Raw genomic sequence first — 24,806 nt, 5'->3', positions numbered from 1 at the left:
TTTTTTAATCATGAGCTTAAAAAATTGATACTGTATTCCCGGGGCTGCGGATCTATATGCCATGCGTCTTTATATATTTCAATGATCCCTGCGGCATCGGAACCGATGGCCTGCTGATCGAATACAACACGTTCTTCCACGGGGCTGCCGCCTTCCAGCCGGACGATGTGCGCGCCTTTGGGTGCGAGGCTGAGATCGAAGCCGGCAGTCGTCTGATCGGCAGCGATAGGGTTGTTGATGGAATAGCTGACGGCGGCGCCCGCGGTGATCTTCCCCGCCCGCAGCGCGGTGTAGTCGCCCGCGTCGAAGGAAGTGGAGAGCACGTTGGTGCTGAGCGCGCCGCGTTCCGCATTGCCCACGGCGGCCGCGGCGGTGAGGCGCACCACGTTGCCCGCGAGGTTGCTGTCTATCGCGCCGGCGGCATTGAGATTGTTGGCGTAAAAGATCATGCTGCCGAAACGCTGCGCGCCGCTGTCGAAGAAATCAGGTTTGTTGCGCAGCAGCAAACGGAATGCGAATACAACGGGTAATGTGATCGGCGTGGCGGGCACCCAGCTCACACCGTTGTGATGCTGGCGGACGAAAGCCACCAGCCCGCCGGGAGCCGGCCGGGTGAGGATGCCGTAGTTCCTGAACACATCCGCGCCGGAAGGGGACTGCTTCACGATCACGTCGTCTCCCGCGTCTGTTCCGTTGATCTGAATCCTGATCCTGAACTCCGGATGGTATCGCCATGCGATCACATTCATGTTCGTTTATTTTAAAAGATTGCTTTTGAGATTAACTTCGGTGATAATGCCCGCGCCGTCCTGATCGGCATCCTGGATAACAGCCATCCGCATTTTGTAGGCGACAGAAGGAATGTATTTTCCGCCCATGACGCTCCATAGCTGGTTCAGTTCTTCAAAGCTGGTGGAATACAGGTCAAAGATGATCCTGTCCAGGTTCAGTGTACCGAGCACGGGCGTATCCGCCGGGGTGAATACGAACCTGCGCTGGAAAAAAGCGATGACCTGTGATATCCTGTGCAGCGCAATGCCATAGTTACTTTTATTCGCGCCGAAGAGCACATAGATATTGAGGTATATCTCCGGCTGCCGTTCAACGCCTTGCGGAAGGCCGCCGGACGTGAATACTGTACGGCGAAAGGGAAGATTACGCAACGACTCCTCCTGCTCGATATTGATCACTGAAGCAATGACCTTATCGCTGAGGCTTTGGGATGAGTTGTCCTGGTAGGCATCGGCAAACGAAATGTTTCCCAGTATGACTTCCGGATCAGCGGTCCCTATGTACGTGTTTAGTTGCGTAATGATTGCATTGAGGACCTGGTCAATCATTGACTTGTGATTTTTTGGGGTGCAACTATCTAATCAAGCTGAAAATGGGGCTTAAAGCTAATTCATGCCAATCTCTCTTGTTGAATTGTACAGCATAATCGGTGTATTATTTCTTTTTGGGGTTTATGCTGTGATTCTTTTGGGGCCTTTCACTATGTAATATTAGGAATTAAATTTTAATTGACAAAAAAAACGGCATGCGTATAAATACCTGAATTTTGCGGGGCATAAAAAAACAGCCGCGTCTTCCCTTCCGGTAGTTTCGCGGCTGCATCATCATGGCGATCCATTATTTTATCAGCTCCGCCAGTTGCTCCTGCAAGGCAAAACCTCTCAAATTCTGTGCAACGATCCTGCCTTCCCGGTCGATCAGGATATTCCAGGGAATGCCGCGCACATTATAGTATTGTGCAATTTCATTTTTCCGTCCTTTCAAATCTGACAGCTGCGTCCATGGCAGACGGTCTTCTTTGATGGCTTTCTTCCATTTGTTTGCATCATCATCAAGGGAAATGCCTACGATAGTAAAACCTTTCGATTTGAAAGTATCATACGCTTTCAGCAAATTGGGATTCTCGGCGCGGCAAGGCCCGCACCAGCTGGCCCAGAAATCTACCAGCACATATTTTCCGCTGAAGCTGGAAAGGGAAATTGCGGTGCCGCTGGTATCGGCCTGTGATAAACCGGCAATCTTTTCTCCTTCCGCGCTTCTTTTCATGACGGGCAGCATAGCGGCAACTCTTCTGCCGGCCGGCGTTCCGCGGACTACTTCCGCAAGCGTGTTATAAAGCGGGTAAACAATGTTATACTTCGGGCCGCCGAAATCTTCGGCCAGGTCTTTTACCAGTTGTAATGAAAACAGGCTTTGCGGATGTTCCTGCACATACTTTTTTACATTTTCCGCATGCCTGCTTCTTGCCAGCTTCAGCAGCTGCTCTCCGATCTTCGGTCTTTGTTCCAGCGGCGCGTCGGTGAGCTGTTGCAGCAATTCCTTTTGTTTGGGGCTGAGTTCCCTTGCGGCAACATTGAAGCGGTCCGCTTCGCCCTGCACATCGGAACCTGTCAATGTAAAAACATGCAACGAATCTACATCCGCCGTCAATTGCAGGTAACCGATATCCGAAAAGAAGCGGATCTGTTTACGGTTTGGCAGGAAAGTGGCGTTCACCCGCTGCGGCTCCTGCATGTCAGTCAGCCAGGTAAATTTCCCATCGCGGATGGATACGGTATCGTTTTGATACGCATCATCCCTGTAATAACGGAAAACCACCGCGCCATCCCGGAAGCCGTGTATGTTCCCGTCCATCCGCATGTTATATCCCTCGTCAAAAATTCCCATCAGCGTATTCATCAGGTCGCGGTTACGTTTGTTTTTGGCGATGATCTTACCGTCCGGCCCTACGAGCACATTCTGCGGAATGCCTTTGATGCCGTAGAGCACAGCGGCCTCGTTATTTCTTGCTTTCAGGTCAGACACCTGCTGCCAGGGCATGTTGTCATCCCTGATGGCCTGTATCCACGCATCGCGGTGGGTGGAATCGTCCAGCGACACGCCCAGCACGGTAAACCCGCTGTCTTTGTAAGCATCGTAGGCTCTCAGCACGTTGGGGTTTTCCAGGCGGCAGATGCCGCACCAGCTGGCCCAGAAATCAACCAGCACATATTTTCCGCGGAAAGAGGACAGCCGGATGGAATTTCCGCCCGGATCTGATTGTGTAAAATCCGGCGCGGGCGAGCCCACGGCTATTTTGCTGACGCTGGCGATCTGTTTTGCCAGGGCTTTTCCTTCGGCTGAATTTTTAAACTTCGGGCTGAGCGCTTCGAACAACGGCGTGACCGTTTCCGGGTCCAGCGCTATGCGGTAGCCGTACACCATGTCCCAGGAAGCATCCGCATCGGGATGACGCCTGATGATGTCCGCTACTTCCGCATTGAATTTTTTCCTGGTTTGCGCCTGCGTTGCTTCAATCGCCCGCATGGAATCCCGCATGCCACGATTGAAATACGCCCTTGTATTCAGCGAGGTGAATATACCCGCATATTCTTCTCCATGTTGATAAAATTCATCCTGCACGGCGGTATTGGGACTGCCTGTGACGGTTGCCGCAGCCAGGGAACCGGTAGTGTTGATGGTTACTTTGCCGGGTTGCAGGTAAAAGCGCCGGGCAACATATTTGCCGCCTCGGGGATTCATGTATATCCTGGCGGATACCGGTTTATGCAACTTGCCTTTGAATACAAAACGCCCGTCTTTTTGCAGCACCACGGAATCGGTTGCCATTTCCTTATCATTCAATGCATATTGAAGATATAATGTGGCCGGGTATTGCGGGGCTGTCACCTGCCCGGTGAGCGTGAAAGGTCTTTCGCGGGCGGACTGCGCCTTTGCAACGACCGTTGCGGTCATGAGCAGGGCGGCAGGCAGCCATTGCCTGAATAATAATTGATAACGCATAATATGTCTGGTTTCTGTTTACGCTAGAAATATCCTTTAGTCTGCTTGAGGTTTGGGTTGGAATTGATAGCGGATTGCGGAACGGGATACAACACGTCCGTGGATTGCCATTTACTGCCTTTCAGCTCGAACAGTACTTCATCGGCCCTCGATTTGAGCGGATCATTGATGCCGGGCAGCCTTTTGAGGTCCAGCCAGCGTTGCCCCCATTCGCAGAAAAATTCGATACGGCGTTCATGCTCAATGGCGGCCATCAGCGCAGCTTTGTCGGCCGCATCGGTTTTAGGCAGACCGGCTCTTGACCGTACGCTGTCAATGTCCGCTGCCGCCTCCGCATAATTGGATTGCTGCGTGCGGGCTTCGGCGCGGATCAGGAATTGTTCGGACATACGCAACGCCTGGTTATATTCAACGGCGCCAACACCCGCCATGTACCTGTATTTGGCGGGATAGGGATAGTCGGCGCCGCCGTAGCTTTTATAGCCGACCCAGTGGGTCTTCCGTTTGTCGCCGGGTTCAAAGGCCGCGAAGAGATCATCCTGTATTACAAACTTGGGTGTTACATTCAGGGCGGAAGGAACAAAGTTGTTGGCGATCCATGAGCTGGTAATGCCATTTACAAACTGCAGGATGCCTTCGGTATTGTTGGCGAGAAATACCTGGTTGAGGGAATCGTTCATCCTGAACAATCCCGGGTTATCGATGACGGAAGTGGCCATGCTTTCAGCGAGCTGCCATTTTCCCCTGTACAGGTACACCCTGGCGAGCAATGCTTCAGCGGCCCAGGTGGTAGCGCGTATCCGCCTGCCCCCATAGATGTCTAACGTAGACGGCAGTACGCTCTTCGCATCGGTAAGATCTTTTTCTATCTGATCATACACCACATCCACGCTATCTTTGGGCTGCCTGCTGGTGCTATGTACATCGGTAGAGATTACCAGCGGCACGGCGCCGTACTCATTCACCAGGTAGAAATAGCACAGTGCGCGGAGGAATTTCGCTTCACCGGTGGTCCGTTGGCGGTATGCTTCGGACAGCGGAGATTCCGCCATGCCCTCCACAACGGAATTGGCGATGTAGATGTTTTTATAGATCGTGCTCCATAATCCATCTACATAATATATCATCGGCGTTAAGGAATTATTGGTGAAGTCATCATAATAATTCATTGAATAGGCGTACACTTCATCCGCGGACATACCATTGTACATGGTGATGGAGGTGCTCATGTCGCTTCCGGGACTGGGATTCGCCACACTGGCATACAAGCCTACCAAGGCGGCTTCCGCCGTGGCGGAATCGAGGAAAACGCTGTTGGATGCCAGCTGATCTCTCGGCGGACCGATCTCGATCAGTTTCTTGCAGCTGCTCATGATCGATCCGGCCAATAACACTATACAGGTATATAAAAAGCGTTGTGATTTCATTTCCTTGTTGTTTAAAGTGAGCAATGGATGCCGGCGATGATCTGCCTTAACGGCGGCAATACGGCTCCGCCGGTTTCAGGATCAAATCCCAGGTAGCTGGTGATGGTGAACAGGTTTTGCGCCCTGATGAATGCTCCGGCTGATTTCAACCTGATGGATTCCGTCCAGGAGGATGGAAGCTGGTAAGACAGGTTCAGGTTTTTAAGTCTGATAAAGCTGGCATCTGAATAGTTGCCATCAGAAAGCAGGTAATAATTTTTATAAGCGTAGGAGGCTTCGCTGCCGGAGAGTACAGACGGACGGAAGCCATCGGCAACGATCCGATCATCCTGGTTGGACAAGCCTCCCGGCTGCATGCCTACTGCGGAGCGAACGGAGGATTTCATCTGTTTCACGAACTGCAGCAGCACATCCAGCTGAAACCTGCCCAGCTTGAGCGAGTTGCTGAAACCTCCATAAAAATCCGGAATGCTGGCGGATATGATCTGGTAATCCCCATTGGCTGTCTGCAACAATCCCTGTGTGAATTTTCCATCCTTATTGAGGTCTTCCACGGTGGCGATGCCGTCTTTCAGACCGGTATAATGATAACCGTTATAATTATTGATCGGTTGTCCTTCTATAAATACATAGGCATATGCTGTCTTTTCCAGGCCGGGGAAAGAAATGAGCTTGTTACGCGGTATGGTGATGTTGAAGGCGCTGCTCCAGGAAAAGCGCTTGCGGCTGATATTCTTCGTTTTCACATCCAGTTCCCACCCGGAGCTTTGCAGCAATGCCGGCAAATTACCGGTAAAGGAACTGAAGCCTGACTGGGAAGATAACGGCGCCGTTACCAGCTGGTTGTCTGTACGGCTGGAGAACCAGGAGGCGGACAGAAATATCTGGTCATCCAGGAAACCTGTTTCCAGGGCGATGTCCAGCTTGCGGTTGGCCTCCCAGCCATAGTCAGGGTTGGCGCTTCGCAAGGGATAAATTCCCGCGCTGCCATACTGGTAAAAGAAATTGCCGTAGGATGCCAGGTATCCATAATCCGGTATCTGGTCGTTCCCGGTTGTTCCGTAACTGGCCCTGACCTTGCCAAAGCTCAACCAGGGAAGCGCTGCTTCCGCCCATTGCTCGCTGCTGAATATCCAGCCGGCGCCAACGGAGCCGAAGCTGCCGAACTGCCGGTTGGGACCGAAACGGGAAGACCCGTCCCTGCGGCCGGTGAGGTTGAAGAGATAACGGTCTTTCAGCACGTAGTTGATCCGTCCGAACCCGGAAACATATTTGTATTCCCTGAAGCTGCTGCTTTTAAAGGTAATGGTGGAAGCGGCTGTCCACGAGCTCATCAGCCTGTCGTTAGAGAAGCCGGTAGCTCTTACAAAATAAGGCTCAACAAAGTTGGATTGCTGCCAGGTGCCGCCCACCAGTACGCTCAATCTGCCGCTGCCCAGCGGCCTGTTGTAGGTCAGCTGCGGCTCTACGATATAGCTTTCAATGTAATTGGACCTGTAAGTAGCGGCGGATTCTCCTGTGCCGCTGCTGGGGTCAAGGGATGATTTCGGCAGGCGCGTTTCGTTCGTCTGCGCTATTTTGTTGTAACCAAGACTGATTTTTGCGTCCAATCCGGGTAATATGGTGTATCGCAGGTTGGCATTCGCCAGCAGGTTGTCTGATTTGAAGCTGGCGGATTGCAGTAAAAAAGATTCGGGATTGGTGAATCCGCCCGTCCAGTTCAGTCCGCCGTTTTCATTATGTACCGGGTAGTTGGGCGGTAAAATGTACACGTAGCGGGTGAGATCGCTGGACACCTGGTTGTTGGATTCCTTCGTGTACATCGCGGAAACTCCCAGCGCAAATTTACCGTTGCGGGAGGTGTTGTCTATCCGCAGATGGGAGGAGTAGCGTTTGTAACCCCAGTCGCCGGGGAATACGGTGGATTCCCGCCGGAAGGTGTTCGAAAAGCGGTAATGCAGATATTCGCTTCCGCCCGAAAAGGCGCCTGTAACCTCGGTCTGGTTGGAGGTGCCGCCGATATAATCTTTCAGGAAGTCCCTGGATTTGGTGGTATCCCAAACGGTGAGGTCCGGCGCATTGGAAAAATCAGGCGTCACATTATCGTTCGCGAAAGCGGTCCGGCGCAGGGCCAGGTATTCGGAAAGGTTCAGCATCGGCAAATAGCGGGTTACCTTTCCGCCGCCGGTATAAATATTGAAATCGAAATGCGGTTTGGAGGCGTTGCCTTTTTTGGTGGTGATGAGGATAACGCCGTTAGCACCTCTTGATCCGTAGATGGCGGTGGCGTCCGCGTCTTTCAATATGGACACGCTGGCGATATCTGTAGGATTGATGGAGTTCATCGGATCAATATTCCCGGAAGCGCCCGCGCTGGCAAAGGGCGTTTCCACAAAGGGCACGCCGTCGATCACAAACAACGGCATGCTCTTTTCGCTGCCAGGCATGGGAATGGATTGTTGCTGGCGGATGGAGATATGCATCTGGCTGCCGGGGTTGCCGTTGGAACGGGTGATGAAAAGGCCCGGCACATTTCCCTGCAATGCTTCCAGTACATTACTGACGGGTTGCCGTTCGATGTCTTCCGCTTTTACGCTTGCCACGCTGCCGGTGTTAAAACGCTGCGTGGTGGTGCCGTATGCCACGATCACGCTTTCGTCCAGTTCATTGGTGTTCCTGGGCAGATATAGTATAATACTGCCCGCATCCGGTTTCAGTATCTTCGTACCATCTACCGTCACCGGCCCGCCCGCTTTGAGCGACACCAATTGCTGAACGGGTATCTCCACAGCTTTGTATCCTATAGAGGATATGATCAGCACAGCGTCTTCCGCGAGTTCCGAAAGCTGGAAACGCCCGGATGCATCGGAGGTGGTTCCTTTCCCGGTATTCTTCACCCGGATGGTGACGCCGGGAATGGGTTGATTGTCGGTGCCATCCAGCAGCTGTCCTGAAAACGAGAACTCTACCGGTATTTCCGCAATGATCGTTGTGACGTTGAAAGCCGGAGCTGGTTTGCGCGACATCACGATCGTTTTATCCTGTATGATGTATTTCAGGGACTGCTCTTTCGATAGCTGATCCAGGAAATCTTTCAACGGCATGTTGCTGACGGACAGGGAAAAGGTCTTGTCCCCGGAGAATAATCCTTTGTTGGCAAGCACAACATAACCCGTTTGATTCTCGATAGCGTTAAAAACTTTTTGCAGGGTGAGCTTGTTGCCGGAGATGGTAAGATGCTGCGCTACCCCGGTTGCATGGACGGACATAAAAGCCGCTGTAAGTAAAATAACTGTTAATCTCATGACCCTCCAGATTTGGTTGATAAGCCTGCCGCCTCCATGGAGGATAGGCGGACTGCAGCTCCGTATTACACGGAACAAATAGTTTTTTTGCATAAATTGCAACGATTTGGTTGTTAAAAATTGGTCTGGAAACCGTTTTGAATCAACTGAATTTTATAGCCGTCACGGTGGCTGCCGTGACGGTTTTTATATGTCGGTTGGTTTATTCTCGTATTGTCAGTGTTCTGCCTTCGAGTGTACAATGCACCCCCAGTTCTTTCAGCACCACCAGGAGTCCCTGCAGGCTTACGCCCCTGGTCATTTTCCCTGCCAGCTCAATATCCGGCACATTCTTTTCGTACATCACCCGGATGTCGTACCAGCGTTCCAGCTGCCGCATCGCCTCATCCAGCTTCACGCCGTTGAAGTTGAACAGGCCGTCTTTCCAGGCAATGGCTTTCTCTATGTTGGCCGCCGCTATTACTTTTATTGTTTCGGGCTGCGTGCTGTTGGCGATCTGCGCCTGCTGGCCCGGCTTTATCACCACGCCGTGCCCGCGTTGCAACACACGGACCGATCCCTCCAGCAGCGTGGTGTTGATCGTTGATTCATTATCATAAGCGTTCACATTAAAGTTCGTTCCCAACACTTCTACTTCCGCTTTGTTGTTCACGTTTATCCGAAAGGGCCTGCCGGCATCATGCGCTACTTCAAAATAGGCTTCCCCTGTTACGTCCACCTCGCGCACCGTTCCGGGAAAAGCGGTGGGGTAACGGATGGAACTGGCCGCGTTCAGCCATACCCGCGTGCCATCCGGCAATTCCAGCTGAAACTGCCGCGCGTTGGGCGTGCTCATGGTATTATATACGGGTTCTTTCCCGTTGTTTTCATACACAAGCCTGTTGCCGGATACTTTGCCTCCCTGTAAAGTAACCGTGCCGTTACGCACACTGTCCAACGCCACCCGGGAACCGTCGGACAAAGTAAGGATCGCGCCGTTCGTACCGGGCGCGATGTCTGTTGACTGAACAACGACCGGCGCTTGGACGGTTTCGGGCTGATACGTTTTCCAGAGAAATGCCGCTCCTGCCAGCAGTATGGCAACTGCCGCCGCCCAGCTCCATTTACGGACGGGCATCCGCTTAACGGGGGGGCCGGCTTCCTGCCTGTCTATTTCCCGGTGAATGGCGGCCAGTAATGCCGGACTGGCGGGCGCCTGCGGGGAATCCATACGGGCGATCATTTCGCCGTATTCATCCATCAGGGCTTCTACTTCCGCTGCGGGAAGCGTTTTCAGCCATTCCTGAAAGGCGGCATGCTCTTCGGCGGTCACCTCGTTGCGGGCGTATTTGGCGAGTATGGTTGATTGATTGATCATATCTGTCGTATATAAGACGAATCTCGAAAAAGGAAGGGGACGGGGTGGTGAAAAAAAAATGTCCCGGTTAACCGGGACATCCACTCACCAATAGTTTACATGATCTATTTGGCCACCGTCATCTTTCCACTTAATATTTCCCCGATCTTTCTGTCAAAATCAAGCATCCCGATATTCCTGGCAACAATGTTCCCTTCAGGATCAAGCATGATATTCTGCGGTATCGCCGTGATGCCATATGCTTTTGCGGAGGGAGATTCCGAGATCTTTTTAAGCTCGCCGATCTGGATAAACGGCGTTTTATCCTCCCGGATCGCTTTCAGCCATCGTTCTTTGCTATCATCATAAGACACTCCTACTACTATAAAGTTGTTGTGTTTATATTTTTCATACACCCGCGTTAATTCAGGCAGCTGGTACCTGCAAAAGCCACACCAGCTCGCCCAGAAGTCAAGCAGCACATATTTCCCCCTGAAATCCGCCAGTGTATGTTTGTTGCCTAGCGTATCATAGCTTACAAAATCAGGAGCGGGTTTCCCGATCACGATATTCTTTACAGCATTGATCCGCTGTACGGCTCCTTCGTACCGCGGTTCCGTATGGAAGGATGAATCCAGCACGTTCAGCAGTGCTTCCAGCACATAGGGGTTATCGTCAATGACCGTTGTACGGCTCTTCATCTGCTCCCAGCTGATAAAGGAAGACGGATGTGCAACGATGAATGCGTTCTGGGCTTTTTTATACTGCTCCTTCCATTTTTCCGCCATCGCCCTCCCCTCGTCAGTTGACACGTCTATGGAACGATAATCGGGATAGCCTTTCAGCAGATGGTCCTGCAATTTTGTGAACGCCATCCAGTCGTCCTGAACGGGGCCGCCTTTAATGCTGAATGCTTTCCAGTCAGGATGCCCCGTTATTTCAACCGGGCTGCCGGGTTCGATATAGAAGATCAGGCCATCGTCCGGCTTCGCTGGCTTTTTATGACGGACCAGGGAAAGAAAGGCCATTGTGGGCCGGGTGATTTTACCTTCCAGCGAAAAGCTGCCGCTGGCGAGGGTTAGCGTATCCCCGTGCTTCCCGTTTTCATCAATGTACCATAGCGTAAGCGTATCCTGAACATATGCCGGGGGTACCTTTCCCTTCACCGTGAATGTTTGGGCAACGGGCTTGTGCTGTGCCCATACAAAAGTGTTCATCATCTGGCAAGCTGCCAGCAAAATCAGTTTATTTAACATATCCATCGTTTTGCGTAAGATTAGGAGCGTTTAAAGTTTCATTGTTGGGGAAAGGATAGACTACGTCTGTCAGCTGCCAGGAAGCCCCTTTGAGCGGCGCCAGCACCTGTGCGGCCATACCGGTACGTTTCAGATCGAACCAGCGGTGTCCTCCTTCCAGGAAGAACTCGATGCGGTTTTCATGCATGATCGCGGCGATAAGGTCCGGCTGGGAAATGTCGGGATTAGTCTCCGCAATGAGCGGCAGACCCGCGCGGCCCCGTATTTCATCCACATCAGCAATAGCATCCGCCAGGTTATTTTCCCGGGCATACGCCTCGGCTCTTATCAGGTATTGCTCTGCCAGGCGGAGCAGGATGATGTATTCAGGTTTTACCGAGCCATAGGGATGGAACCGGATTTTGGCTTTATTCAGGTAGTAGTATGTTTCGCCATTCACTATGGTGCTGCCCACCCAGTTCGTCCTGCGCTGATCGCCGGGCTCAAAAGCATTCACCAGTCCGGGCCTCATCCGGAAAGCGGGCATCAAACCCGGGCCCGGAGGCTGCAGGAAGTAAGATTCCGCCGGCCCCAGGTATAAGGAGATCACAGGCGCCAGCTGCATGATCGCTTCGCTGTTATTCGCCAGAAAGGTCTGCTGCAGGTCCGTGAGTGCATACATTTTCGAATCGATGACCGCAGTAGCCTCTTTTGCGGCGTTTACATAATCTTTCCGGTAGAGGTACACACGGGCAAGCAATGCGGTGGCCGCCATTTTGTTGGCGCGGATCTTTTCGGCGCCTGGCCCGGGATAAGCGGTCACCAGCATGGACTGCGCTTCTTTAAGGTCCTGCACGATCTGGTTATAAATGATGGCAGTGTCCGTATTGGATAGCGCGGCATTCTGATTATAATCCGTAGAGATGGCCAAAGGAGCCCTGCCATATTCATTGGTCAGGTAAAAATAGAGGAGCGCTCTTATAAACCGCATTTCCCCGCCCAGCTGGTTTCTCAGCGACTGGCTCAATGCGGTGGTCTTGTCAAGATTTTCAATGATGAGATTGCATTGGAAGACCATCGTATATGCATCATTCCAGTTGTTGTCGTTCAGTGCGTTATTTTTCGGATCGATGTCGTTCACGGCAAACTGGTCGTAGCTGGCGGAGGTCGAAGAGGTAACCAGCTCGTCCGCGCTCAGCCCCGGCAATACCGTTACCAGTCCGTTCAGAAAGCTCATGTTCAGCGCATTGGCTTTGACAGCCGCGCTGTATACGCCGGCAACGGCTGACACTGCGGTGGCCGAGTCGGAAAAGACCACGCCGGTCGTCAACTGGTCTATCGGCAGGGGTATATCAATGTTCTTTGAACAACCGCCCAGCAACGCTGCTATCAGGGTGCCGCAGATGCAAACGCTTCTATTGATAGTGGAAAAAAATTTCATCTTGCGCTGAATTTTAAAAGTTCAATTGAATACCGCATGCAACGGTGCGCAGCGGCGGTGTAATACTCAGGTCCTGCATTTCAGGATCGCCTACCTTATACGCCGTGATGGTGAAGAGGTTTTGCCCCTGCACATACACCCGGGCCATGCTCATGCGTGCTTTAGCCGCCCATGCAGTGGGAAGCGTGTAGGACAGGGAAGCGTTGGCAAGGCGGATGTAGGATGCATCCGTATATATGCCGCTTGACGTGATGTAGTTTATCCACGCCTGGTAGGCCGCTGAAGAATAGCTTTGCGTAAGCCGCTGAAATTTTGCGGCATCGCCGGGCTTCTGCCAGAAATCATTCATCTCCACGGGTATGTTGGCCTGGTGGCCGGGCGGACTGTAGCCGGCGCTGGCTGCGTAACTCTTGCCGGTCTGTTTCCGGAAAGAGAAAAATGCATCGAGCTGAAAATTCCTGTAGGTAATGGAATTGTTCATCCCGCCGTACAATACGGGATCGGTATGGCCGGCATACAGATAGTCCGCTTCATTCAACAATCCATCTTTATTAACATCGGTATACGTAAATACGCCGGTCTGCTGATCTATTCCTGTGTACTGATAGTTGTAGATGATGTTGAGCGGCTTGCCCAGCACGTAGGTGTTCCGGTAAGAAGAGTTGGCGAGGGTAGGAAATTCATCCAGCAAATTTTTGGGAATGGTGATGTTGAAGCTGGTGATCCATTTGAAATCCTTCTTCTGCATGTTCCTGCTCGTCAGCTGCAGCTCCCAGCCTTTATTGACCACTTTTGCCGGCAAATTGGCCACAATGCTGGAAAAGCCGGTGATCTGCGGCAGCTTGTATTGTACCAGCTGGTTGGAGCTGCTGTTATGAAAATACACGACCGAAGCCTGCAGCCTGTCCCTGAAGAAACCCATCTCCAGCGCCACTTCCTTTTTCACCGTTTTTTCCCAGCGGTAATCCGGATTGAACAGTTTCACCGGAGCGATGGAAGAATAAGTGGAGTAATTGAACGATGCGGGTTTCCAGGTATCCAGGAACTGGTAATTCGAAATCTTGTCGTTCCCTGTCACACCAAAGCTGCCTCTTAATTTGCCGAAGCTGAGGAAACTAACGGGCTGCATAAAGGATTCATTGGAAAAGATCCAGGCGGCGCCGGCGGAACCGAAATTGGCGAACTGCTTATTGGACCCGAAGCGGCTGGAACCGTCGCGGCGGGCGGTGAGATTGAGCAGGTACCGGTCATCCAGGTTATAATTCACTCTTCCAAACACTGCCGTATAGCGGTAAGGCGAGTTGCTCCGGCTGCCCGAAACAGAAGTGGCCCCTGTCAATGATTCCAGCAAGGCTTCCGATGGTTGTCCGAATACGTTGGTCCGTTGCGCAACGGTGTTGGTAGATTGAAAAGAGCCTCCTGCCAGCAGGTTGAGCCTGCCGTTACCCAGTTGCCGGCTGTATTCCGCCTGCGGCTCTATGAGGTAACTCACGAACTGCGTTTCCCCGAAGTTGGAGGAGTTGCCCAGCTTTGCCAGCGGGTTCGTGGAAGACGCAGGGCTGAGCTTTACCTCGTGGGTGAGGATGTTGTTATACCCGCCATTGACCCTTAAATGGAAACCGGGCAGCAGCTCATAACTGATCCTCAGATTTCCCATCAGGTTACCTGTGTTGGCGGTGTATTGCTGCCTGAAATAAGCCATCGGGTTGCTGAGAGGGCCTTGCGTGTTGATGCCGCCTTCATTAAATGCGAGGGAGCCATCCGCCTCGTAGAGCTTGAGGTTGGGAGGAAGGTTATAGTACCGGGAAAAGTCATAGTTGGGCACCGTGTTCTCGTCTGCGCTGTAGCTTCCGGTGAGCGTAACGTTGAACTTTTTGTCGGATGACCCGTGATTCAGGCTGAAGTGCATGCTGCCGCGTTTCAGGCCCAGCGAGCCGGGAAGCACGGTGGTTTCCCGGTGATAGGCGCCACTTACAGTGTAGGAGGTATTTCCCGAACCGCCGGACAGGGTAACATTCACGTCGCTGGTGTGCGCCTGGTTCCTGCCCAGCAGCTTGTTGAAGTCCGTATACCGCGTTGTATCCCACGCAAGAATATCGAAGGCATTCTGCAGCGTGGGCGTTACGTTATCATTCAGGAATGCTGTGCGGCGAAGCGCTGTGTACTGCTCCGTATTCAACGTCCTGATCGGTTTAACGACTTCGGAAAAACCGGTATAGGCATTGACGCTTATGCTGGTCTTGCCCACCTTTCCCCTTTTTGTAGTGATCAGCACGACCCCATTGGCCCCTCTTGATCCATAGATGGCGGTGGCATCAGCGTCTTTCAGCACTTCGATGCTTTCAATGTCTGAGGTGTTCAGTCCTGCGAAAGGACTCACGCCACCGGGGGCGCTGAAAAGACCCGCTGGGTCACCCAGCCCGGAAGGCAGGATGCCGAGGTAGGAGTTATTGGCCGCCACGGGAATACCATCGATGATAAATAAAGGCTGATCATCGGTGAGGGAGCGGTCGATGGCGGTACGGCCTCTTACTTCCACTTTAAAACTGCCTCCCGGAAGCCCGGTGCCCTGCGTCACCAGCATGCCGGGCACCCTGCCGGCCAAAGTAGCCAGTACATTGCTTACCGGTTGCCGCGCGATCTCTTCCGAAGTGATCCTGGATACATTGCCTGTGCTTAATCTTTGCTTCTCGGAGTAGTACCCTTTGTTGATCACCACTTCGTTCAATTCAGCCGAGGCTTTGGATAAAACAATCGTGAGCGTTCCGCCGGAAAGCATGGCGGCAACTACTTTAACGTTTTTAGACCGGAAGCCGATAAAAGAAACTGTTATAACATCGCCTTCATTGATGTCTGCGTTTAAAACGCCATCGTTGCCCGTTACGCCTGCATTCTTTGCGTTCCTGACCGAAACAGAGGCGCCGGCAAGGGGTTTGCCGTTTTCATCAACAACTTTTACCTGAACGGGCGCATGCTCCTGGCGGTCAGCCGGCGGAGCAAAGGCCCGCGTAACATGAATGGTCCTGCTTTTAATAACATACACCAGCTGCTGCGGCTTCAATAGCTTGTCCAGCACATCCAGCAGCGGCTGATCTTTAAAGTCTACGGAAACCGGCTGCGCATGCATCAACGTTTCAGCAGTGTACAGAAAAGAAAATCCTGTCTGGTCCTGGATAGATGCAAACACCTTTTTAAGCGGCGCGTTCCTGACAGCAATACTTACGTTCTGCGCATCTGAACGGGCAGCTACATGGAGGCTGCCTGCCAATAGAAGAATGGAAAATAATTTCATCGCCAGTAAAAGTTTTCCGGTTTTAGGCCGATGACGGCTCGCTTTGTGCGAAGTCAACGCTAAAGGGATTTTGGTTGTGCGGCGGTTGCTCCCACGAGCCGACCATCCACAAATAGCAATTTTTAGCATACTTTTGTGCTGTTTGGGTGATGTAATAAGTAGTCCTGTCAGACTTTTTAGTTGATGTTACCCAGACTTTATTCCGGGAAGTGTTAGTCGCACTTTCCGGTTTTGCTTGGATATATATTTGGTTGGTTTTATTTACTATCCGGACTTATTATCAGGGTCCTGCCTTCAAGCCTTGTATGAATGCCAAAGCCATTTAAAAAATACATGAGGTCGGACAGCTGCACTCCCCTGTCCATTCTACCCTCAATGTTTACCGAAGGAACAGCGCCTTCATATTTTACAGTGATATCATACCAGCGTTCGATCTGTTGCATCACCTCTTTAAAGCCTGCCGATTCGAAGTTGATAAACCCGTTCTTCCATGCAAGTGTTTGTTCGATGTTTGCCTCCGCCACTTTAATTTTGAATTGCGGAGGATAGATAATGGCCTGCTGCCGCGGTTTGAGCACAACGCTTTCCATCCCCGAAGGTGAAACCCTCACGCTGCCCTCGACCAGCGTGGTCTTCACGCCATCTCCATCTTCATACGCATTTACATTAAAGGATGTTCCCAGCACATCTATCGTAGCGCCGTTTAAAAGAACGCTGAAGGGCTGGTTGGCATTCCTGGCTACCTCCAGGTAAACTTCTCCCGTGATCTCCACATTTCTTGAAGCGCCGGAGAACCGGGCGGGGAATTGTATGCTGGATGCCGCGTTCAGCCAGACTTTCGTTCCGTCCGGCAAAACGGCCTGGTACTGGCCGCCGCGTGGCGTAGCGACCTTGATTATCTTACCGGCATCTGCAATACGTTCTCCGTCAGTGTAAGTAATGGACGAGCCGATCGCAATGCCTGTTTTGCTGTTGGACAGATCGAACGACCTGTCGCCGGTGGTCAGCACCGCTTTATTGGTACCGGGCGGAATATTGTCCTGCACCACGACAACGTTTTTCTTTAATGGAGCAGATGACTGTTCAGAGGATACGATGACGGCGGTGGCGGCGCCGATCAGCAATATAACAGCGGCAGCCCAGCCCCATTTCCGGAGGAAGTATACCGGGCGGCGAACGGGAGGTTTGTCGATATCAAGGATACGGTCTGCTTCCAGATCTGATTCAACCCTGTCAAAAGGCTGCCTGCTTGCTTCGTTCATCCACGCAACACCCAGCGCTTCGGACAGCTCCGGTTGTTCGGCATTATTCAGCAACTGCCGCAACTCTTCCAGTTCCTGGTCAGCAATTGTTTTTGCAACGTACCTGTTGATCAGATAAATGAATCTTTCCTGGCTCATAAATGATACTTTTCCCCGCACATTAAGATGCAGCGGTAAATAAAAAGTACTATCCGGCCATTAAATAATTGTAAAAAAATAAATGAGCCAGAGGAAAGGCCCGAAGCCGGCGGCCACCAGGTGGTCGCGTATCAGCTTCAGTACGGTGTGCAGCACATTTTTTACTGTCTGGGGACTGATGGACAATTGCGTGGCGATCTCTTCAATTTTCAGGCCCTGTTTGCGGCTCATTTCATAGATCGTTCTGCGCTGGGGAGAAAGCTGGCTGATGGCTTGGTGAACCGTTCTTTTGATCTCTTCCAGGTGGGCCACCTCAAAGGGCGTGGACGGATTATTTGCAGCGCCGGAAACCGAATAGGCATCCAGCCGTTTGTTATAATTGAGCTTTTTGCGCAGCATGAACAGGTATTCGCGGGAAGCTATTTTGAAAACCCAGGCACGGAAATTCTCGATCTCCGGCAGTTTATCCCGGTTCATCCAGACTTTAAAAAAAGTTTCCTGCAAAATCTCCTGCATGTCTATCCCGGAATCAGCATACCGCCGGATCAAGGGTCTCAGCTCTTCACAATAAAAATGATACAGTTCCCTGAAGGCGTGCTCATCACCTTCCGACACATATTGCAGGAGTAATTTTTCATTATGTAATTGGTTGTTCTTCAATATATATATCCTCCAATAATCGCCAGGCAGATCGCGCCCGGAAGATCGCCATGTTTTGCGATATATTCCTTCAGAAATACCCTTGCCTTTTGCAGCTGCTTTTTCACCACGTCGCGCGAAACCTTCATGTGCGCGGCGATCTCATCGATAGAAAATCCTTCCAGTACGTTCATGGAAAAAATGATACGCCGCCGCGGGGGCATTTTATCCATTCCTTCGCGCGCGATGGCGAGGTATTCCTTTAATTGCAGTTGTTCTCTTGTATCGTTGGCAGAATATGGTTGCAGGATGGCATAGTATTTTTGATGCCGGTCCCGGATATCGCGCAGTTTCAGGATGTCCAGCAGGCGGTTCTTCGCCATTCTTTGCAGGTAATATTCCAGGACGGCGATGCCGGACAGCTCCTGTCTCTTCAGCCACAGCTTTACAAATACGTCCTGGATAACAATATCGGCCAGGTCTGCATCGTCATTCGTAAAGGGATATAAAAATAATCTTAACCGTGGTTCAAAATGGTGATAGAGCGAATCAAAAGCGGACTTGTCGCCGGCTTCCAAACGTACAAGCAGCTCTTTTTCGTTGTATGAATAATTCGTTGACAATGAAGTTTACCTCCGGGATGGGACAAGGCGAAGTTAAATTAAAACCCTGGAACTTCACAGTGGGGCTTAACACCCTGCCACGATGATCACGATCTCGCCCTTCACGCCTTTCTCCGCGAAGTAGTCGCGCACCTCCTGCAAGGTGCCGCGTTTGTTTTCCTCGAACATCTTGGTCAGTTCGCGGGAAACGCAGCATTGGCGGTCCGGCCCCCAGTACTGGATAAAGTCTTCCAGCGTTTTCACGAGGCGGTGCGGCGATTCGTAAAAGATGAGGGTGCGTTCTTCTGTGGCGAGCTGTGTGAGTAAGGTATGACGGCCTTTTTTCGGGGGGAGGAAACCTTCAAAGGCGAAGCGGTTCATGGGAAGGCCGCTGTTGACGAGGGCGGGAACGAAGGCGGTGGCGCCCGGCAGGCATTCTACCGGGATGCCGGCGCGGATGCATTCCCGTACCAATAAAAAACCGGGGTCTGAAACGCCCGGCGTGCCTGCGTCTGTGAGCAGGGCCATTTGCTTGCCGCTTTGCAGCTGCTGCACCAGATGCTGCAACACCTTATGCTCGTTATGCTGATGATAAGGTGTTACAGGCTTCGTGATGCCGTAGTGCTTCAGCAGTACGCCCGATGTGCGGGTGTCTTCCGCGAGCACCAGCTCCACCGTTTCCAGTACCTTCACCGCCCTGTACGTCATGTCCGCCAGGTTACCGATGGGGGAAGGAATGATGAAGAGCTTCGACAAGATCTATTGGATATTAACTTCGTAAAATTCCATTACCTGGTTGGCCAGCAGCTTCTGGCAGGCGTTCTCCGCAATGTGCTGCGCGTCTTCTTTAGACGCTGCTTCGATCTGCAGCGTGATGTGCTTGCCGATGCGCACGTCGTGAACATTGCCAAGGCCGAGATTCTTCAGGCCGCCCATTACGGCTTTACCTTGCGGGTCCAGCAATTCTTTCAGCGGCATCACGTTGATATGTGCGGTAAATGTCATCTTTCTTAAAAATTTGACGCGAAACTACGTGTTTTTTATCTAAAAGTTCAGGCCGCGGCCTCACTTTTCGGCGCTTTTCGGCGGTACAATGAGGGACAGGCCCACGTATACGGCGAATATAAAAGGCACGGCGGCGTAGCGCAGCACCGGTATGCTCACCAGCGTGACCGCCACCAGCAGGAAACGCGGCCAGTTGTCCTTCACCGAGAAATTTTTAAACTTCAGGCTGATCATGGGATGAGAGCTGACCATCAGGTAGCAGAGCAGGAAGATGATGCCGTACAGCACCCAGATGTTTTCCAGCCAGTGCGCCAGGTTGTAAGGGTTGTACAGCATGATGAGGGGGAATGAGGCCACGAGGAAGCCTACTGCCGGCGTGGGTACGCCGATGAAATGCTCGCTCTGCCGCGTATCAAGGTTGAACACCGCCAGCCGGTATGCTGCGAAACAGGGCACCAGCAAGGCCGGCGCAAGATTGAAGTATGATACGTCGAACACATCGGGCTGTTGCAGGTACGCGCTGCGCAGCAGCCGGAACAGGATCATGCCGGGCACCACGCCGAAAGTCACCACGTCCGCCAGGGAATCCAGCTCCCTTCCCAATGGTGAGGATACTTTCAGCAACCTTGCCACAAACCCGTCGAAATAATCGATCACGCCGGCAATGACCACCAGCAGGGAAGCCCAGTACACCGGGGCCGGGTTCGTAATGCTGTACTCGGTGCCGTTGAACTCGGCGATGTACTGCGGCGCATGCAGGATGAAAATGATCGCGAGCGCGCCGCAGAACAGGTTAGACAGGGTAAGGATATTCGGGACTTGTTTCATTTTTATGATATTACGCTTTCATCAATGCCTCGATCTCATCCGCCGTGATAGGAATGTTCTTCATCAAATCCACGTTGCCGCCGGACTTCAGCCAGAGGTTGTTCTCAATGCGGATACCTATTTTTTCCTCCTCGATGTAAATGCCCGGCTCCACGGTCATCACAGCGCCTTCGGGAATGGGCTGGAAGAAGGACGGGCCGAGGTCGTGCACATCCACGCCGAGATGGTGGGAAATGCCGTGGTAGAGGTATTTGCGGTAAGCCGGTGCTTCGGGGTCCTGGTTTTTGATGTCCCCTTCCGTGAGCAGGCCAAGCTTTACGAACTCCTTCCCTGCTTCCACGCCTACCATTTCATGATATTTTGCAATGGTGATGCCGGGCTTCAGGATGGATTTGGCATAGTTGTGCAGATGGAGGCAGGCGTTGTAGATCTCACGCTGGCGCGGGCTGAACTTTCCATTCACCGGTACGGAGCGCGTGAGGTCCGCGTTATATCCGCCATAAGAAGCGCCGAAATCCATCAGGATCACTTCGCCGTCTTTACACTCCTGGTTATTTTCAATGTAATGCAGCGTACGGGCGCGGTCGCCGGAGGCGATGATGGAGCTGTAAGCCTCGCCGGTGGCGCGGTTACGGAGGAACTCATGCATGATCTCCGCATGTATTTCATGCTCGTATACACCGGGACGGATGAATTGCAGCAGGCGGCGGAAAGTCTTTTCCGTAATGTCCATCGCTATCTGCATCACTTTCACTTCTTCTTCCGTTTTAACGGCGCGCAGCTCTTTCAGGATGCACGCGGCGCGCTGGTAGTTGTGCAGCGGATAACGTTCCCGCAGGGCTTCGGCGTAACGGTAGTCGCGCACGGGCACGTAGCTGGAACGGCGGTTGTTCTCGTTGGTATTCAGATAGATGGTGCCTGCTTCGTGTATCCATTGCTGAAGGAGGGCGTCCAGGCTGTCCAGCCACACGATCGTTTGTATGCCTGAAATGGCCTGTGCTTCTGCTTTCCGCAGGCGGTGGCCGTCCCATTTTTCTTTCAGTTCGTTGGGGCGTACCAGTACCAGCACTTCCCGGTGATTGGGGTCCGGGTTGCCGGGGTAGAGCACCAGCATGGTGTCTTCCTGGTCGATCCCCGTAAGCCAGTACAGGTCCGAGTTTTGTTTAAAAGCATGGAGCGCGTCCCCGTTGGACGGCAGTTCGTCGTTTGAATTAAAAACAGCAATGGAATCCGGGAGCATTTTAGCGGTAAATCGTTCACGGTTCTTCTCAAAGATCTTTTTGTCCAGCGGCAGATATTTCATTGATTATTTTTTTTCGATGTATGAGGGCTCAAACTTACGGAAAATCAGCAAGCTGCAAAATCGGGCAGTCCCGGTCATACCGTTGCTTACCGGGCAGGCCGCTTGCGGCAATGAAAGTATGGAAGACGATACTGATGGTATTTTGCTTTCAGGCCCGGATGAATACCGCATCGGGCCGGGAAACGGCCATGGTCGCCGAAGGAACAGGCCGGGTCAGGTGGAGGTGAGGTGGACTTGAGGTGGACTTGATCTGCCATTGCCACCGGTAATATCCTATCAGCGTCGTAAAAAAAAATTGCAATCATCACATCCGGTTGAGATATCATCCGATCATCAATACAGTGGCCTTATCCCACTCAGCAGGTGTACTATCTTCACCCAAACTGCCATATAATTCACAAAATAATTATTTCCATCTTCCATTGATTTTACAAAAAATTGAAATCGATTCAATTAGATAAAATCCAATAAACAACCTAAATAGAAGGATATTCTATTAATTTACAGGGCCATATTACCGTTCAAATTTGAAAATATCAAAAAATACCTAGTTTTGCGGATACACCAAAACAATCTTTCTTTATGCAAATCAGCAGTGTAAGAGACACACTCAAGGAGTTGCGCGAACTGGGCATAGAGAACTTTTCCGACCTACACTACCAGTTAAGCCCGGAAGAGCTTGTGGCACAAACCCTGGCGCGCCGTCAGGGAAGCCTGAGCGATACGGGAGCGTTGGTGGTGAACACCGGTGAGTTCACAGGCCGTTCCCCGAAAGACAAATTCATCGTGAAAGACAGCATCACGGCTGCATCGGTGAACTGGAACGATTTCAACCTGCCTTTTTCCGCGGAGAACTTCGAGCGGCTGTATCAGAAAGTTACCAACCATTTTAACGACAAAGACATTTGGGTAAGGGATTGCCAGGCGTGCGCCGACCCTGCCTACCGGATCAATATCCGCGTGATCAGTGAAACGCCCTGGGCCAGCCTCTTTGCCTACAACATGTTTATCCGCCCGCAGGAAGAAGAGCTGGAGCACATTGAGCCGGACTGGACCATCCTGCATGCGCCCGGCTGCCATGCGGACCCGGCCACCGACGGCACGCGCCAGCACAATTTCGCGGTGGTTAACTTCACCAAAAGAATGATCATCATCGGCGGCTCCGCCTACACCGGCGAGATCAAGAAAGGCATCTTCACGATCCTCAACTACCTGTTGCCGCACAACAAAGGCGTATTGAGCATGCACTGCTCCGCCAACGAAGGCAAAGCCGGCGATACCGCCATTTTCTTCGGGCTGAGCGGCACCGGCAAAACCACGCTGAGCGCAGATCCGGAACGCAGCCTCATCGGGGATGATGAACATGGCTGGACGGACAACTGCGTATTCAACTTCGAAGGCGGCTGCTATGCCAAGACCATCGACCTGAGCGAAGAAAAAGAACCGCAGATCTTCCACGCCGTCCGCGAAGGCGCGCTGCTGGAAAATGTGCAGTTTTTCCCCGGTACGCATACGGTGAATTATGCCGACAAGCAGATCACGGAAAACACCCGCGTTTCCTATCCCCTGCATTATATCGACAATGCAAAGGAGCCTTCCACCGGCAACATCCCGAAGAACATTTTCTTCCTGACCTGCGATGCATACGGCGTACTGCCACCCATTTCCCGGTTAAGCCCCGGCCAGGCGATGTACCAGTTCATGTCCGGCTATACCGCCAAGGTAGCCGGTACCGAAGCCGGCGTCACCGAGCCGAAATCCACTTTCAGCGCATGTTTTGGAGCACCCTTCCTGCCACTGCATCCTGCCCGTTACGCGCAGATGCTCGGCGAGAAGCTGCGTCAGCATAACGTGAACGTCTGGCTGGTGAACACCGGCTGGACGGGCGGGCCCTACGGCACCGGCGAACGCATCAAGCTAAGCTATACCCGCGCCATGATCGCCGCCGCACTGAAAGGAGAGCTGGAAAAAGCAGCTTACAAGAACCATGAAGTATTCGGCGTATCCATTCCCGAAGCATGCCCCGGCGTGCCCGACGGGATACTCGATCCGCGCAATACCTGGAAAGATGCCGCCGCGTACGACGCACAGGCAAAAGACCTGGCCGGCCAGTTCATCAAAAATTTCGAAAAATATGCCGCGCAGGCCAATGAAGAGATACTTCAGGCTGCGCCCATAGTTTAACCTGTTTATCGCTGCACCGTTTTCTTTTATAGATTCCCACGTTTTGAGTATAATCCGCAATCAAACACCGGGGGCTGCCTTCAGGGTAGCCCCTTTTTCGTCTAATTTTCCTAATTTTGCGCATGCAAATTTTAGACGGCAAACTCGTTTCCAAAGCAATTAAAGATCAGATCGCAGTCCAGGTGGCTGAATTGAAAGCCCAGGGCAAAAAGATCCCCCATCTCGCCGCCATCCTGGTAGGCAACGACGGGGCCAGCGAAACCTATGTGGCCTCCAAGGTGAAATCCTGCGCGGAGATCGGCTACAACTCCACACTGCTGCGGTTCGACAGCCAGATATCGGAAAAGCACCTGCTCGACAATATCAATATGCTGAACGAAAACCCGGACATCGACGGCATCCTCGTGCAGCTGCCGCTCCCCAAACACATCAACGAAGAGCTGGTGATCAACACCATCGACCCGAGCAAGGATGTGGACGGCTTCCACCCCATGAACGTGGGCAAAATGGTCAGCGGCCTTCCTACCTTCATCCCCGCTACTCCTTACGGCATCATGCTGATGCTGGAACATTATAACATAGACACGAAAGGCAAGCATGCCGTTGTGATCGGCCGCAGCCACATCGTGGGCACGCCCATGAGCATCCTGCTCAGCCGCAACAGCAATCCCGGCAACTGCACCGTTACGCTCACGCACTCGCACACAAAGAACCTGAAAGAGCTGTGCCTGCAGGCGGACATCGTGGTAGCCGCCATCGGCAAGCCGGAGTTTGTAACGGCCGATATGGTGAAAGAAGGCGCCATTGTTATTGACGTGGGCATCAACCGTATCCCCGACGCTTCGAAGAAAAGCGGCTTCCGCCTGGTTGGCGACGTGAAATTCGATGAAGTATCGCCGCGTTCCAGCTACATCACCCCCGTACCCGGCGGTGTAGGCCCGATGACGATCGCCGCATTGCTGAAAAATACCTATCACGCCGCCATCGGCCAGAAAGGGAACCAGAATTAGTACC

General features: G+C 52.3%; 18 protein-coding genes. 2 read left to right on the top strand and 16 right to left on the bottom strand.

The genetic code is table 11. The features are described 5' to 3' along the window. Positions 1 to 8 precede the first annotated feature (8 nt). From CCY01nite_RS11530 to CCY01nite_RS11455, 16 genes are all read right to left on the bottom strand, one after another. Positions 9 to 749 carry a hypothetical protein gene (locus CCY01nite_RS11530; protein ID WP_146861309.1) on the bottom strand — a complete coding sequence of 247 codons (741 nt, stop codon included), beginning with the start codon at positions 747 to 749 and terminating at the stop codon, positions 9 to 11. Between the two features lie 6 nt (positions 750 to 755). Continuing rightward, entirely contained in the window at positions 756 to 1,340 is a 585-nt protein-coding gene (locus CCY01nite_RS11525; RefSeq protein WP_146861306.1) for a Pvc16 family protein, read from the bottom strand. Between the two features lie 289 nt (positions 1,341 to 1,629). Beyond that, complete coding sequence (locus tag CCY01nite_RS11520) at positions 1,630 to 3,795, bottom strand: redoxin domain-containing protein (protein WP_146861303.1); 2,166 nt, start codon at positions 3,793 to 3,795, stop codon at positions 1,630 to 1,632. Between the two features lie 23 nt (positions 3,796 to 3,818). Further along, entirely contained in the window at positions 3,819 to 5,222 is a 1,404-nt protein-coding gene (locus tag CCY01nite_RS11515) for a RagB/SusD family nutrient uptake outer membrane protein (RefSeq protein ID WP_146861300.1), read from the bottom strand. Between the two features lie 11 nt (positions 5,223 to 5,233). Continuing rightward, positions 5,234 to 8,527, bottom strand: a complete 3,294-nt coding sequence (locus CCY01nite_RS11510) for a SusC/RagA family TonB-linked outer membrane protein (RefSeq protein WP_186831022.1) — start codon at positions 8,525 to 8,527, stop codon at positions 5,234 to 5,236. 202 nt (positions 8,528 to 8,729) lie between these two features. Further along, positions 8,730 to 9,884, bottom strand: coding sequence for a FecR family protein (locus CCY01nite_RS11505; protein ID WP_146861294.1), 1,155 nt, complete (start codon positions 9,882 to 9,884; stop codon positions 8,730 to 8,732). A 104-nt stretch (positions 9,885 to 9,988) separates the two neighbouring features. Further along, positions 9,989 to 11,119 carry a TlpA disulfide reductase family protein gene (locus CCY01nite_RS11500; protein WP_186831021.1) on the bottom strand — a complete coding sequence of 377 codons (1,131 nt, stop codon included), beginning with the start codon at positions 11,117 to 11,119 and terminating at the stop codon, positions 9,989 to 9,991. After that, complete coding sequence (locus tag CCY01nite_RS11495; RefSeq protein WP_146861288.1) at positions 11,109 to 12,539, bottom strand: RagB/SusD family nutrient uptake outer membrane protein; 1,431 nt, start codon at positions 12,537 to 12,539, stop codon at positions 11,109 to 11,111. Before CCY01nite_RS11495 ends, CCY01nite_RS11500 begins: the two co-directional genes overlap by 11 nt. Before the next feature lie 13 nt (positions 12,540 to 12,552). Beyond that, positions 12,553 to 15,831 (bottom strand): SusC/RagA family TonB-linked outer membrane protein, encoded by a 3,279-nt coding sequence (locus tag CCY01nite_RS11490; protein WP_186831020.1) that lies wholly within the window; start codon positions 15,829 to 15,831, stop codon positions 12,553 to 12,555. A gap of 257 nt (positions 15,832 to 16,088) precedes the next feature. Beyond that, a complete protein-coding gene (locus tag CCY01nite_RS11485; protein ID WP_146861281.1) occupies positions 16,089 to 17,231 on the bottom strand; it encodes a FecR family protein in 1,143 nt (380 codons plus the stop codon). A gap of 60 nt (positions 17,232 to 17,291) precedes the next feature. Further along, positions 17,292 to 17,846, bottom strand: coding sequence for an RNA polymerase sigma factor (locus CCY01nite_RS11480; protein WP_186831019.1), 555 nt, complete (start codon positions 17,844 to 17,846; stop codon positions 17,292 to 17,294). A 41-nt stretch (positions 17,847 to 17,887) separates the two neighbouring features. After that, on the bottom strand, positions 17,888 to 18,493 hold the full coding sequence (locus CCY01nite_RS11475; protein ID WP_146861275.1) for an RNA polymerase sigma factor: 606 nt from the start codon (positions 18,491 to 18,493) through the stop codon (positions 17,888 to 17,890). A gap of 66 nt (positions 18,494 to 18,559) precedes the next feature. Beyond that, positions 18,560 to 19,228 (bottom strand): 16S rRNA (cytidine(1402)-2'-O)-methyltransferase, encoded by a 669-nt coding sequence (gene rsmI / locus CCY01nite_RS11470; RefSeq protein ID WP_246129917.1) that lies wholly within the window; start codon positions 19,226 to 19,228, stop codon positions 18,560 to 18,562. Positions 19,229 to 19,231: 3 nt separating this feature from the next. Continuing rightward, positions 19,232 to 19,477: a phosphoribosylformylglycinamidine synthase subunit PurS gene (purS, locus tag CCY01nite_RS11465; protein WP_146861270.1), complete on the bottom strand. Its 246-nt coding sequence runs from the start codon at positions 19,475 to 19,477 to the stop codon at positions 19,232 to 19,234. Positions 19,478 to 19,537: 60 nt separating this feature from the next. Next, a complete protein-coding gene (locus CCY01nite_RS11460; RefSeq protein WP_146861268.1) occupies positions 19,538 to 20,305 on the bottom strand; it encodes a CDP-alcohol phosphatidyltransferase family protein in 768 nt (255 codons plus the stop codon). 10 nt (positions 20,306 to 20,315) lie between these two features. Continuing rightward, a complete protein-coding gene (locus tag CCY01nite_RS11455) occupies positions 20,316 to 21,608 on the bottom strand; it encodes an aminopeptidase P N-terminal domain-containing protein (RefSeq protein WP_146861265.1) in 1,293 nt (430 codons plus the stop codon). Between the two features lie 582 nt (positions 21,609 to 22,190). On the opposite strand from CCY01nite_RS11455, the gene pckA reads away from it, so the two are divergent. Both pckA and folD read left to right on the top strand, forming a co-directional pair. After that, positions 22,191 to 23,792 (top strand): phosphoenolpyruvate carboxykinase (ATP), encoded by a 1,602-nt coding sequence (pckA, locus tag CCY01nite_RS11450; RefSeq protein WP_146861262.1) that lies wholly within the window; start codon positions 22,191 to 22,193, stop codon positions 23,790 to 23,792. A 122-nt stretch (positions 23,793 to 23,914) separates the two neighbouring features. Continuing rightward, positions 23,915 to 24,802: a bifunctional methylenetetrahydrofolate dehydrogenase/methenyltetrahydrofolate cyclohydrolase FolD gene (folD, locus tag CCY01nite_RS11445; RefSeq protein ID WP_146861259.1), complete on the top strand. Its 888-nt coding sequence runs from the start codon at positions 23,915 to 23,917 to the stop codon at positions 24,800 to 24,802. Positions 24,803 to 24,806: the final 4 nt, after the last annotated feature.

This window comes from Chitinophaga cymbidii (genome assembly GCF_007992715.1).
Classification (GTDB): Bacteria; Bacteroidota; Bacteroidia; order Chitinophagales; family Chitinophagaceae; genus Chitinophaga; species Chitinophaga cymbidii.
Note: the sequence above shows the minus strand (reverse complement) of the source record. Positions and strands in the feature narration are given on the sequence as shown.